This is a genomic window from Kitasatospora sp. NPDC057198, assembly GCF_042670125.1.
GTDB lineage: Bacteria > Actinomycetota > Actinomycetes > Streptomycetales > Streptomycetaceae > Kitasatospora.
This window is the reverse complement of record NZ_JBHUWH010000231.1, coordinates 1-11,890: the sequence shown is the minus strand read 5'-3', so window position 1 is coordinate 11,890 and position 11,890 is coordinate 1. Positions and strand designations below refer to the sequence as shown.

The 11,890-nt window shown below is 72.7% G+C and carries 13 protein-coding genes; 9 read left to right on the top strand and 4 right to left on the bottom strand.

The genetic code is table 11. The annotated features are described in order from the left end of the window. Together ACFUEL_RS23990 and ACFUEL_RS23985 are read right to left on the bottom strand one after the other, a co-directional pair. A partial coding sequence (locus ACFUEL_RS23990) for a carboxyl transferase domain-containing protein (protein ID WP_380238806.1) occupies window positions 1-443 on the bottom strand: 443 nt, incomplete at its 3' end. 351 nt (window positions 444-794) lie between these two features. Continuing rightward, on the bottom strand, window positions 795-1,193 hold the full coding sequence (locus ACFUEL_RS23985; RefSeq protein ID WP_380238805.1) for a PLD nuclease N-terminal domain-containing protein: 399 nt from the start codon (window positions 1,191-1,193) through the stop codon (window positions 795-797). Window positions 1,194-1,286: 93 nt separating this feature from the next. Here ACFUEL_RS23985 and ACFUEL_RS23980 point away from each other — a divergent pair, with 93 nt between their 5' ends. The 3 genes from ACFUEL_RS23980 to ACFUEL_RS23970 all read left to right on the top strand — a co-directional run bounded on the left by ACFUEL_RS23980 (window position 1,287) and on the right by ACFUEL_RS23970 (window position 4,380). Next, window positions 1,287-2,744, top strand: coding sequence for a menaquinone biosynthesis decarboxylase (locus ACFUEL_RS23980; RefSeq protein WP_380238804.1), 1,458 nt, complete (start codon window positions 1,287-1,289; stop codon window positions 2,742-2,744). 79 nt (window positions 2,745-2,823) lie between these two features. Beyond that, window positions 2,824-3,726: a menaquinone biosynthesis prenyltransferase MqnP gene (mqnP, locus tag ACFUEL_RS23975; protein ID WP_380238803.1), complete on the top strand. Its 903-nt coding sequence runs from the start codon at window positions 2,824-2,826 to the stop codon at window positions 3,724-3,726. Between the two features lie 276 nt (window positions 3,727-4,002). After that, window positions 4,003-4,380: a VOC family protein gene (locus tag ACFUEL_RS23970; RefSeq protein ID WP_380238802.1), complete on the top strand. Its 378-nt coding sequence runs from the start codon at window positions 4,003-4,005 to the stop codon at window positions 4,378-4,380. 3 nt (window positions 4,381-4,383) lie between these two features. Here the strand turns inward: ACFUEL_RS23970 and ACFUEL_RS23965 are convergent, their stop codons facing one another. Beyond that, entirely contained in the window at window positions 4,384-5,094 is a 711-nt protein-coding gene (locus tag ACFUEL_RS23965) for an MOSC domain-containing protein (protein WP_380238801.1), read from the bottom strand. 101 nt (window positions 5,095-5,195) lie between these two features. Continuing rightward, complete coding sequence (locus ACFUEL_RS23960) at window positions 5,196-5,936, bottom strand: cyclase family protein (protein WP_380238800.1); 741 nt, start codon at window positions 5,934-5,936, stop codon at window positions 5,196-5,198. Window positions 5,937-6,262: 326 nt separating this feature from the next. Between ACFUEL_RS23960 and ACFUEL_RS23955 the strand changes: the two genes are divergently transcribed. The 6 genes from ACFUEL_RS23955 (at window position 6,263) to ACFUEL_RS23930 (ending at window position 11,888) form a co-directional block, all read left to right on the top strand. After that, window positions 6,263-6,940, top strand: coding sequence for a UbiX family flavin prenyltransferase (locus tag ACFUEL_RS23955; protein WP_380238799.1), 678 nt, complete (start codon window positions 6,263-6,265; stop codon window positions 6,938-6,940). Between the two features lie 118 nt (window positions 6,941-7,058). Continuing rightward, window positions 7,059-7,520 (top strand): Lrp/AsnC family transcriptional regulator, encoded by a 462-nt coding sequence (locus ACFUEL_RS23950; protein WP_033250846.1) that lies wholly within the window; start codon window positions 7,059-7,061, stop codon window positions 7,518-7,520. A gap of 25 nt (window positions 7,521-7,545) precedes the next feature. Then, window positions 7,546-8,508 carry a threonine/serine dehydratase gene (locus ACFUEL_RS23945; RefSeq protein ID WP_380238798.1) on the top strand — a complete coding sequence of 321 codons (963 nt, stop codon included), beginning with the start codon at window positions 7,546-7,548 and terminating at the stop codon, window positions 8,506-8,508. Between the two features lie 53 nt (window positions 8,509-8,561). Further along, window positions 8,562-9,725 carry an aminofutalosine synthase MqnE gene (gene mqnE / locus ACFUEL_RS23940; RefSeq protein ID WP_380238797.1) on the top strand — a complete coding sequence of 388 codons (1,164 nt, stop codon included), beginning with the start codon at window positions 8,562-8,564 and terminating at the stop codon, window positions 9,723-9,725. A 203-nt stretch (window positions 9,726-9,928) separates the two neighbouring features. Beyond that, window positions 9,929-10,846 (top strand): L,D-transpeptidase family protein, encoded by a 918-nt coding sequence (locus ACFUEL_RS23935; RefSeq protein WP_380238796.1) that lies wholly within the window; start codon window positions 9,929-9,931, stop codon window positions 10,844-10,846. Window positions 10,847-10,943: 97 nt separating this feature from the next. Then, window positions 10,944-11,888 (top strand): beta-ketoacyl-ACP synthase III, encoded by a 945-nt coding sequence (locus ACFUEL_RS23930; protein ID WP_380238795.1) that lies wholly within the window; start codon window positions 10,944-10,946, stop codon window positions 11,886-11,888. Window positions 11,889-11,890: the final 2 nt, after the last annotated feature.

Sequence of the window (11,890 nt, the reverse complement as noted above, 5' to 3'; positions counted from 1 at the left end):
CGGGCGCCGGCGCCGTCGTTGAGCGAGACCAGGGGCGCGCCGGCCGCGATGGCCATGTCCATGATCTTGTGGATCTTCTGGGCGTGGGCCTCGCCCAGCGCGCCGCCGAAGATCCGGAAGTCGTGGGCGTAGGTGAACACGGTGCGCCCGTGCACGGTGCCCCAGCCGACGATCACGCCGTCGGTGTGCGGCTTCTTGGCCTCCAGGCCGAAGCCCTGGGCGCGGTGCCGGCGCAGCGGCTCCACCTCGTGGAAGGAGCCCTCGTCCAGCAGCAGGTCGATCCGCTCGCGGGCGGTCAGCTTGCCCTTGGCGTGCTGGGCCTCGGTCGCCTTCTCGCTGGGACCGCGACGGACCTGCTCACGCAGCTCGTGCAACTCGGCGACCCGACTGCGGGCGTCGCCCGGAGCCTCGTCGCCGACCGGCGCATCGTGCAGGACCGTCATCTCGAACCACTCCAAGCTCGCGTGGGGCAGCGAACACCTCTACTGCTACGACAGTACGAGTCGGGGCGCCCCGCTCTCGGCGTCGAATCCGTACAAGGTCGGGAGCCGAACGCTGTACAGCCTCGACATAGGGGGGCGCACGGCCCCGTGGCCGGGCCACTGCGGGAGGGTCTTCGGGCCCGCCCCGGTCGGGGGGTGCCGGAACGGTCGAATTGGCAGGTCAGCGGCAAGATGGCGGGTGCGCGGAGGCCGCCCGCCCGCGCCGCGCCGCAGGGGGCGCACACGGGCCGGCGGCCGGGTGCCGCGGTTCCGGAGCAGGTCCGGATGGTAGGGATGCGCCAAAAGGCGTGTTCAGCTCCCGGGGCGGTCGCCGTCCCCCGGGCGGTCGTCGCCCCGGCGCAGCTCCTCCTCGCGGCGGCGCAGGTCCGCCTCCCACTGCTTGAGCATGTCCTCGTGCCGCTCGTTGCCGCGCTTCAGCGAGGCCAGGAACTCCGGGTCGTCGTCCGGCGCCGTCGGGCGCCGCGGCCGCTCGTACTCGGGGTACCCGGCGGTCGGACCGGACGGCCAGGCGACCCGGCGGCGGGCGCCGGTGCGGTCGCGGCCGGCCACCAGCCAGGCGATCGAGCCGACCAGCGGGAAGAACAGCACGATGATCACCCAGACCACCTTCGGCAGGTGGCGGACCTCGTCCTCCGGGGTGACCAGGCAGTCGATGAACGCCCACACCCACAGGGCCAGCAGCGCCACCATGGGCACGACTCTCAGCACAGCGCAGAACTCCCGGGAAGGTTCGAACAGGACCCTTGGCGGGCTCAGGGTAGCCCGTACCGGATACTGACAGGTATGGCATACGACGATCTCCGTTCCTTCCTCCGGGCGCTGGAGCGGGAGGGCGACCTCAAACGGATCAAGGTCGAGGTCGACCCCTACCTGGAGGTCGGCGAGATCGTCGACCGGGTGCAGAAGGCCAAGGGTCCCGCGCTGCTGTTCGAGAACGTCAAGGGTTCGGCGATGCCGCTGGCCATGAACGTCTTCGGCACCGAGCGCCGGCTCTCCAAGGCGCTCGGCCTCAAGTCGCCCGACGACATCGCGGAGAAGATCGGCGGCCTGCTCAAGCCCGAGCTGCCGCAGGGCTTCACCGGCTTCCGGGAGGCGTTCGGCAAGCTCGCCTCGATGGCGCACGTCCCGCCGCGGAACGTGAAGTCCGCCGACGCGCCCGTCCACGAGGTGGTGCTCACCGGCGAGGACGTCGACCTGGAGCAGCTGCCCGCGCTGTTCACCTGGCCGCTGGACGGCGGCTCCTTCTTCAACCTCGGGCTCACCCACACCAAGGACCCGGACTCCGGCGTCCGCAACCTCGGCCTGTACCGCCTCCAGCGGCACGACAGGCGCACCATCGGCATGCACTGGCAGATCCACAAGGACAGCCGCAACCACGCCGCGGTGGCCGCCAAGCGCGGCGAGAAGCTGCCCGTCGCGATCGCCTTCGGCTGCCCGCCCGCCGTCACCTACGCCGCCACCGCACCGCTGCCCGGCGACATCGACGAGTACCTGTTCGCCGGGTTCGTCGCGGGCGAGCGGGTCCGGATGGTCGACTGCAAGACCGTCCCGCTGCAGGTCCCGGCCGACGCCGAGGTGGTGCTGGAGGGCTGGCTGGAGCCCGGGGAGATGCTGCCCGAGGGCCCGTTCGGCGACCACACCGGCTTCTACACCCCGCAGGAGCCGTTCCCGGCGCTGACCATCGACTGCGTGACGATGCGCCGCCGCCCGCTGCTGCAGTCCATCGTGGTCGGCCGCCCGCCCACCGAGGACGGGCCGCTCGGCAAGTTCACCGAGCGCTTCTTCCTGCCGCTGCTCAAGGTGATCATCCCGGACATCGTCGACTACGACCTGCCCGAGGCCGGCGGCTTCCACAACTGCGTGATCGTCTCGATCGACAAGAAGTACCCCAAGCACGCGCAGAAGGTCATGCACGCCATCTGGGGCGCCCACATGATGTCGCTGACCAAGCTGATCGTCGTGGTGGACGCCGACTGCGACGTGCACGACTACCAGGAGGTCGCCTGGCGGGCCCTGGGCAACGTCGACTACAGCCGGGACCTCTCGGTCGTCGAGGGCCCGGTCGACCACCTCGACCACGCCTCCTACCAGCAGTTCTGGGGCGGCAAGGCGGGCATCGACGCCACCCGCAAGCTCCCCGAGGAGGGCTACACCCGCGACGGCGGCTGGCCCGAGATGGTCGCCTCCGACCCGGAGACCGCCGCCCGGGTCACCCGCCGCTGGAAGGAGTACGGACTGTGAAACCCGATAGCCTGCCGGATGCGATCCAGGCGCAGGAAGCCCTTCCCCGCACCCGCGGGGGTCAGCCGGAGTACGGACTGTGACCACCGCCGACGCCTTCGAGGCGCAGCCGAGCCGGACCCGCGCCTTCCTGCGCCTGGTCGCGATCGAGCACTCGGTGTTCGCGCTGCCCTTCGCCTACACCGCCGCACTCACCGCGATGTTCCTCGCCGACGGGTCGGTGCACTGGCGCGAACTGCTGCTCGTCACCGTCTGCATGGTCGGCCTGCGCACCTTCGCGATGGCCGCCAACCGGATCATCGACCGCGAGATCGACGCCCGGAACCCGCGCACCGCGGGCCGCGAACTCGTCACCGGCGCCGTCTCGCTGCGCACCGCGTACGTCGGCTCGGCGATCTCCCTGGTGGTCTTCCTCGGCTCGGCGGCCCTGCTCAACACGCTGTGCCTGCTGCTGGCGCCGGTCGCGGTCGTCCCGATGGTGGTCTACCCGTACGGCAAGCGGTTCACCGACTTCCCGCAGGCCATCCTCGGCCTGGCCCAGGCGATGGGCCCGATCGGGGCCTGGCTGGCCGTCACCGGCAGCTGGTCCTGGGACGCGGTGGTGCTCGGCCTGGCGGTCGGCATCTGGATCGGCGGCTTCGACCTGATCTACGCCTGCCAGGACGTCGCCGCCGACCGGGGCATGGGCGTGCGCTCCGTCCCGGCCCGCTTCGGCATCCCCGCCGCGATCACCGGCGCCCGGGTCTGCCACGCGGTCACCACCGCGCTGCTGGCCTGGTACGCGGTGCTGACCGACGCGGGCGCGTTCTTCTGGTGCGGGCTCGCCGTGGTGGCCGGGGCGTTCGTCTACGAGCACACCATCGTCAAGCCGAACGACCTGTCCCGGCTGAACCGGGCGTTCTTCTCCACCAACGGGTTCGTCGGCATCTCGCTGTTCGCCTTCGCCCTGATCGACCTGATCAGCCGCGGCCTGACGGTCTGAGAGGAACCCCCGACAGAGAGCCCCGACAGGGGCTCGGGGAACGGCGAGCCCGGGTCTGCCGGCGGTCCACTGCCGGAGCGCGCATCGGCTCCGGGTTCTGCCACTACGACGAAGCAGCACGGCCCGGTTTCCGGCGCCGCACCATCGCGCCACCTGACGGCCCGTCGGAACCGCCCCACCTGCGCGGAGACCGCCCCCGCCGGATGAGCCGCCGCCCGCCGCGCCGATGCGCCATGCTGGGAGGAACGGCCCTTCGCGAGCGGAACGGGGAGCACGATGATCGGCACACTGCAGTGCGTGGTGCTGGACTGCCACTACCCGGCGGGCCTGGCCCAGTTCTACGCCGCCCTGCTCGGCGGCGAGGCGGACCGCCCCGACCCGCGCTGGACGCTGCACGAGGACTGGTCCACCGTCCACCTGCCCGACGGCCGGGTGCTCGGCTTCCAGCGGATCGCGGACTACCGCCCGCCGATCTGGCCCGACCCGGTCCACCCGCAGCAACTGCACCTCGACATCGACGTCGCCGACCTGGCCGCCGCCGAAGCCGCCGCGACCGCCCTCGGCGCCGAGGTCAAGGCCCGGCACGAACGCTGGACGGTGCTCACCGACCCGGCCGGGCACCCCTTCTGCCTGGTCCCGCACCGCCCGGCCTGAGGCTCAGGCCAGCGACAGCGCGTCCCCGACCCGCAGCCGCCCCGGCCGGGACACCGTCGCCAGCGCCCCGAGCTCGTTGCCCCGCTCCTGGGCGATCGTCTTCAGGATCTCCGGCGCGTGCGGCAGCCCCGGCTGCGCCGCCCCCGCCATCGCGCACCGGGCGCTGGCGCGGACGAACGCCAGCCGCGCCCCGCCCCGCACCCGGGCCTCCCGGCCGAGCCAGCCGTCCTCGGCGAACGGCGGCGTCCCCGGCGGGGTGCGCAGCAGCACGTTCGGCCGGAACCGGCGCTCGTCCACCACCGCGGACGGCACCGCCCGCGCCATCCAGTCCAGGGTGGCCGTGGTCAGCACGCTCACCGGCAGCTCGTCGAAGTGCGAGACCCCGTCCTCGCGGGCCAGCGCGACGTCCTGCTGCTCCAGGTACGCGCGCAGGAAGGTGTCCGGGTCCGGCACCGGCCTGCCCAGCGGGTCGAACAGCTCCGGGCCGTCGATCCGCGCGCCCAGCCGGGCGCCCAGCCGCAACAGGCCGTCCATCCGGCGGAAGCGCCGGGTGTTCTTCCCGGAGCCCAGCTTCCCGGCCCCGTCGCGCACCGCGTACAGGCGGTCGCCGACCAGGCCGCGGTCCTCCACCTCGACGGAGTCGAGCAGCTCGCCGCCCATGGACTTCACGGGGTAGCGCCACAAGCGCTCGACCACACCGACGATCTCAGGCATGGCGGGAGCCTAGCGGGGCGCTCCCGGGATGGTCTAGACCAAGTCCCGGGAGTGCGGGGCCCGTTGACCGCCCGTCCGGCCGCCCCGCTCAGCCGCCCCGCTCAGCCGATCCGCGCCACCGCCCGCACCGGCGCCCCGTCCGCCGCCGTCAGCCGCAGCGGGAACAGCGAGACCTCCACCGGCAGCCCCGCCGCCTGCGCCGTCAGCAGCGCCGACAGGTCGGTCAGGTTCTCCGCGATCACCCCGCCGCCCTCCGGCCCGAGCAGCACCCGGTGCGCCAACAGCGTCGCCTGCTCCGGCTCCGGGTCGTGCTCGTCCGCCAACTCGGCGAGCAGGCTGGCCACTTCAGGATCGGACGGCCCCGGATCCGGCGTCGGGTCCACCGACAGCGCGTCGATGCCCACCGTCCGGACGCCGGCCGCGACGATCGCCTCGGCGGCCTCCTCGGTCAGGTACGGGTGCGCGAAGTACCGGTCCGTCCCCCAGTACCGCGGCCACCCCGTCGCCAGCAGCAGCACCGTCCCCGGCCCCGAGACCTCCAGCGCCCGCGCCAGGTGCTCCACCGTCACCCGCCCCCGGGCCGGCAGCCCCCGCAGGTCCACCACCACCGCGGGCCCCGTGAACAGCTCCAGCGGCAGCCCGTCCAGCGTCGGCCACCGCACGTCCAGGTGGTACGGCGCGTCCACGTGCGTCCCCGTCTGCGACCCCAGGTGCACCGCCAGCACGTTCACCCCCTCCCCCTCCACCGTCAGCGCCGCCCGCAACTCCACCCCCGGGTCCCCCGGATACACCGGCATCCCGGACACCACCGGATGCGTCAGATCCACCAACTCGGCTGCCATGCCCCCATTGTGACCCCCGTACGAGGAGAAGGGGCTCGGTGGGAGAGCACCACCAGGGGCCCGGGAAACTGTCGGCAGACTGGTAAGCACGCACCCACCAGGGGCCCGGGGAACGGCGGGTCCGTGCTGCTGGTGGCCGGAGCCCATCGGAGGTTCGTGCTGCTGCGTGTCTTCAACGGAACCGGAAGCAGATGCGCCCAACGGCAGTGCACCGCCAGCAGACTGGGCCTCGCCGTTCCCCGAGCCCCTGGCGGTGCTCTCCCGAGCCCCTGATGTCGCTCTCCCGAGCCCCTGAACACGTGCCCTTCTCCCCGACAATGGACCCCATGAGCACCACCCGCACCCCCTGGGTCGTCGGCGTCTCCGGCGCCAGCGGCACCCCCTACGCCGCCTCGGTGATCCGCGCGCTGCTGGCCGCCGGGGAGTCCGTCGACCTGATCGTCAGCCGGGCCGCGCGGCTGACCATCCTGGACGAGACCGGCGTCTCCTTCCGGGACGCCCACTGGCGCGCCGACCTGGCCGCCTGGCTCGGCACCGGCGAGGAGGACCTGCACGACGTCCGGCACTGGCCCGCGGGGGACTTCGCGGCGGGCCCGTCCTCCGGCTCGTACCCGGCCAAGGGCATGCTGGTCGTCCCGGCGACCACCGGCGCCGCGGCCGGCATCGCGCTGGGCCTGTCCAAGGACCTGCTGCAGCGCACCGCCTCGGTGACCCTCAAGGAGCGCCGTCCGCTGGTGCTGTGCCTGCGCGAGACCCCGCTGACCGGCAGCACGCTGCGCCACCTGGTGGCGCTGGACGAGCAGGGCGCGGTGGTCCTCCCGGCGTCCCCCGGCTTCTACGCGGGCGGTTCGACGGCCCGCGAGCTGGTGGACTTCGTGGCGGGCCGGGTGCTGGACGCGGTCGGCGTCCCGCACGGGCTGTACCGCCGCTGGTCGGGCACCCTGGGGGAGGCCGCGAGCACCCCCGCGCGAAGTCCGGAAACCGCCCCGCGCCGGGGTGAGTGAGCGGGCACGCTACGGGAGAGTATGTTCTCTGGGATACCCGGGTTGATCGGCGCGCAGCGCCTTGGATTCCGGATAATGATCTGTGGTTCTGGTGAGCTTCGGAAGGACGCGGCAGGCGATGGACTCTGTGGACAGACAGCTCATCCAGGCACTCCGGGAGAACGGCCGGGCCTCGTACGCCGAGCTGGGCCGCCTGGTGGGCCTGTCCGGGCCGAGCGTGACGGACCGGATCAACCGCCTGGAGCAGGCGGGCGTGATCACCGGGTACCGCGCGACGGTCAATCCGGCGACGCTCGGCTACGGGGTGACGGCGCTGATCGGCCTGCAGTTGACCGACGCGGCCGACCACGACGACGTCTCGCACCGGCTGAAGGACCTCCCGGAGGTGGAGGACTGCTGGTTCATCGCGGGTGACGACTCGTACATGCTGAAGGTCCGGGTGCCGGACGTGGAGGGCCTGGAGTCGGTGGTCAAGCGGCTGTCCGGCACCAAGGGGGTGGCGCGCACCCGCACCACGGTGGTGCTGTCCACCAAGTGGGAGAACCGGGTCAGCGAACTCCCGCTGCACCCCGCCGAATAAGCCCCAGCCCCGAGGAGCGCCCGCCATGACCCTGGTCGACCTGGAAGACCTGCGCGCCGCCCAGCGCCGGATCGCCGGCACGGCGGTGCGCACCCCGCTGCTGCCCTGCCCGTGGGCCGAGGACGGCGGGCGGCGGCTGTGGCTGAAGCCGGAGAGCCTCCAGCCGACCGGGGCGTTCAAGATCCGCGGGGCGACGAACCGGCTGGCCGCGCTCACCGACGAGGAGCGGGCCAGGGGAGTGGTGGCCCAGTCCAGCGGCAACCACGCCCAGGCGGTGGCGTACGCGGCGCGGCGGCTCGGCGTCAAGGCGGTGATCGTGATGCCGGACACCTCGCCCGCCGTGAAGATCGAGAACACCCGCGCGTTCGGCGCCGAGGTGGTGATCGTGACCGCCGAGGAGCGCGACACCGTCCCGGCCGAGCTGGCCGCCGCGCACGGCTACGTCTGGGTGCCGCCGTACGACGACCCGTACATCGTGGCGGGCCAGGGCACCGTCGGCCTGGAGATCGCCGAGGACGCCCCGGACGAGCTGGACACCGTGCTGGTGCCGGTCTCCGGCGGCGGGCTGATCTCCGGGACGGCCGCGGCGCTCAAGCTGGCCTGTCCGGGCGTCCGGGTGGTCGGCGTGGAGCCGGAGCTCGCGGCGGACGCCCAGCAGAGCCTGCGCGCGGGCGTGCGCACCGCCTGGCCGGTCGCCGACACCTACCGGACGATCGCGGACGGCCTGCGCACCCCGTCGGTGGGCGTGCTGCCGTTCGAGCACATCACCGCGTACGTGGACGACATCGTCACCGTCTCCGAGGACGAGATCCGCTCCACCGTCGCCCTGCTGGCCCGCCGCGGCCGGCTGGTCGCCGAGCCCTCCGGCGCGGTCGCCCCGGCCGCGTACTTCCACCGGGCCGGTGAGCTGGGCGGAAGGGTGTTCGCGGCGGTCGTCAGCGGCGGCAACCTCGACCCCGCCCTGCTGGCCGGTCTGCTGGCTACCTAGGCGTAGTCTCGGTCCCGGCAACGAATCGAAGTCCCGAGGAGGCGGAGCGCCGCATGGACGCAGGGCTCAAGCGCGAGCTGGAGGCGAAGGTCTACGCCGGTGAGCGGCTGACCCGCGAGGACGGGATCGCGCTCTACGCGAGCGACGACCTGGCCTGGCTGGGCGGGCTGGCGCACCACGTGCGGACGCGGAAGAACGGCGACGTCGTCCACTTCAACGTCAACCGCCACCTGAACATGACCAACGTGTGCAGCGCCTCCTGCGCGTACTGCTCGTTCCAGCGCAAGCCGGGCGAGAAGGACGCGTACACGATGCGGATCGAGGAGGCCGTCCGGCTCGCCAAGGCGATGGAGTCGGAGTCGCTGACCGAACTGCACATCGTCAACGGCCTGCACCCGACCCTGCCGTGGCGCTACTACCCGCGCTCGCTGCGGGAGTTGAAGGCCGCGCTGCCGAACGTCTCGCTGAAGGCGTTCACCGCCACCGAGATCCACTGGTTCGAGCGGATCAGCGGCCTGAGCGCGAGCGAGATCCTGGACGAGCTGATCGACGCGGGCCTGGAGTCGCTGACCGGCGGTGGCGCGGAGATCTTCGACTGGGAGGTCCGCCAGCACATCGTCGATCACGACACCCACTGGGAGGACTGGTCGCGGATCCACCGCCTGGCGCACGAGAAGGGCCTCAAGACCCCGGCCACCATGCTGTACGGCCACATCGAGGAGCCCCGGCACCGGGTCGACCACGTGCTGCGGCTGCGCGAGCTGCAGGACGAGACCGGCGGCTTCCAGGTCTTCATCCCGCTGCGCTACCAGCACGACTTCCACGACTCCAAGGACGGCAAGGTCCGCAACCGCCTGATGGAGCGCACCGAGATGGCCACCGGCGCCGAGGCGCTGAAGACCTTCGCGGTGTCCCGCCTGCTGTTCGACAACGTCCCGCACGTCAAGGTGTTCTGGGTGATGCACGGCGTCACCACCGCCCAGCTGGCGCTCAGCCACGGCGCGGACGACATGGACGGCTCGGTGGTCGAGTACAAGATCACCCACGACGCGGACAACTTCGGCACCCCGAACAAGCTGGGCCGCGACGACCTGCTCGGCCTGATCCGGGACGCCGGCTTCCGCCCGGTCGAGCGCAACACCCGCTACGAGGTGATCCGCGAGTACGACGGGCCGGACCTCGCCCGCCGGGAGACCCCGCAGGCGATGCGCCTCTGACCTCCCGTCGACTTCCCGCCGCGCGCCCGGTGACCGGTTTCCGGCCACCGGGCGCACCGCGTTCCCCGGGGGCGCGAGGGATGAAGGCGCACTACCGGGGCAGCCGACGGAGCGGAGAAACGTTTTCCCTGGCGGGTATGCTCACAGGCTCATCACACGGCCCGGGTTCCGCCCCGTCCCCGAGGTCTGGGAGGATCGTTCGCATGTCCGGTTCCCATCGCACCTCCTCGCACCGTCGATCGGCCGCCGCGCCGACCAACCGGGACGAGGCAGAGCAGCCCCAGGGCCGAGCCGCCACCCGTCGCAGCCGCCGCAAGCCGAAGCCGCGCCGGGCCCGCAAGTTCACCGTCGGCACCGCCACCCTGCTGGCCCTCGCGGCCGGCTGGTTCACCGTCGGCCCCGGCCGGAGCATCCAGGGCAGCACCGCCGCCGCGGCCCCGGACCACGAGCCCGAGGTGGTGCCGATGCAGGCCGCCGACGCCGGGCAGCACACCGAGGCCCCCGCTGCGGACCGCTCCGACCGGGACCGGATCACCAGCATCCCGGGCATCGGCCCCGACTGGATGGCCAAGGTCCCCGCCGAGACCCGCCAGCTGCTGGTCGCCAGCGGCCAGGGCAAGGACTCCTCGGACAACACCGTCACGCTGTGGACCCGCGGCGACGACGGCAGCTGGCAGGCCGGCCAGGCGTGGCCCGCCCACAACGCCTACAAGGGCTGGACCGCCGACCACAGCTCCGGCGACCTGCGCAGCCCGATCGGCCTGTTCTCGCTCACCGACGCCGGCGGCCGGCAGGCCGACCCCGGCTCCAAGCTGCCGTACGACCACAACCGGAACTTCGTGATGTCCGGGCGCGGCTTCAACAACGAGCCGCTGGCCGGCTCCTTCGACTACGTGATCGCGATCAACTACAACCGGGTGGAGGGCAGGTCCCCGCTCGACACCACCTACCCGGAGGGCGCGGCCAAGGGCGGCGGCATCTGGCTGCACCTCGACCACGGCGGCCCCACCCACGGCTGCGTCTCGCTGACCGAGGACCACATGGTCGAGCTGATCAAGACCCTGGACCCGGCGCTGCACCCGATGATCATGATGGGTGACGCCCAGTCGCTCGCCGCCTGAGCAGGCCCCGGTTGTGAGGGACCTACAGCTTCCGGCACCCGATCCTGTGTCGGGCCGTCACCCACCGACTCACCGGTAACCCGGTTGAGTGGGTGGTATGACCGCCTCCCGCATCGTGGCGCTGGGCCACCACCAGCCGTCGAAGATCCTCACCAACGACGAGCTCTCGGCGCTGGTCGACACCGACGACGAGTGGATCCGCTCCCGGGTCGGCATCCGCACCCGCCACATCGCGGAGGACGAGACCCTGGTCGACCTCGCGGCGGCCGCCGCCGAGAAGGCGCTCGCCCGCGCGGGCGTGACGCCCGACCAGGTCGACCTGGTCGCCGTCGCCACCTGCACCGCCGTCGAGCGCAGCCCCAGCACGGCCGCCGCCGTCGCCGCCCGGCTCGGCGTCCCCACCCCCGCCGCCTACGACCTGAACACCGCCTGCTCGGGCTTCTCGTACGCGCTGGCCACCGCCGACCACGCGATCCGGGCCGGTGCCGCCACCCGGGCGCTGGTGGTCGGCGTGGAGCGGATGTCCGACATCATCGACTGGACCGACCGCACCACCTGCGTGATCTTCGGCGACGGCGCGGGCGCCGCCGTCCTGGAGGCGGTCCCGGACGAGCGGGCCGGCATCGGCCCGGTGGTGTGGGGCTCCGAGCCGGAGAAGGGCGAGGCGGTCGCGATCAGCGGCTGGAAGCCGGTCATCAGCCAGCAGGGCCAGACGGTCTTCCGCTGGGCCACCACCCGGATCGCCCCGCTGGCCCGCCGGGCGTGCGAGAAGGCCGGGATCGACCCGTCCGAGCTGCGCGGCTTCGTCGCCCACCAGGCCAACCTGCGGATCATCGACGCCATCGCCGGCAAGCTCGGCCTGGCCGAGGACGCGGTGGTCGCCCGCGACGTGGTCGACTCCGGCAACACCTCCGCCGCCTCCATCCCGCTCGCGCTGTCCAAGCTGGTCGAGCGCGGCGAGCTGCACAGCGGCGACCCGGTGCTGCTGTTCGGCTTCGGCGGCGGCCTGGCCTACGCCGGACAGGTCGTGCGCTGCCCCTGAGC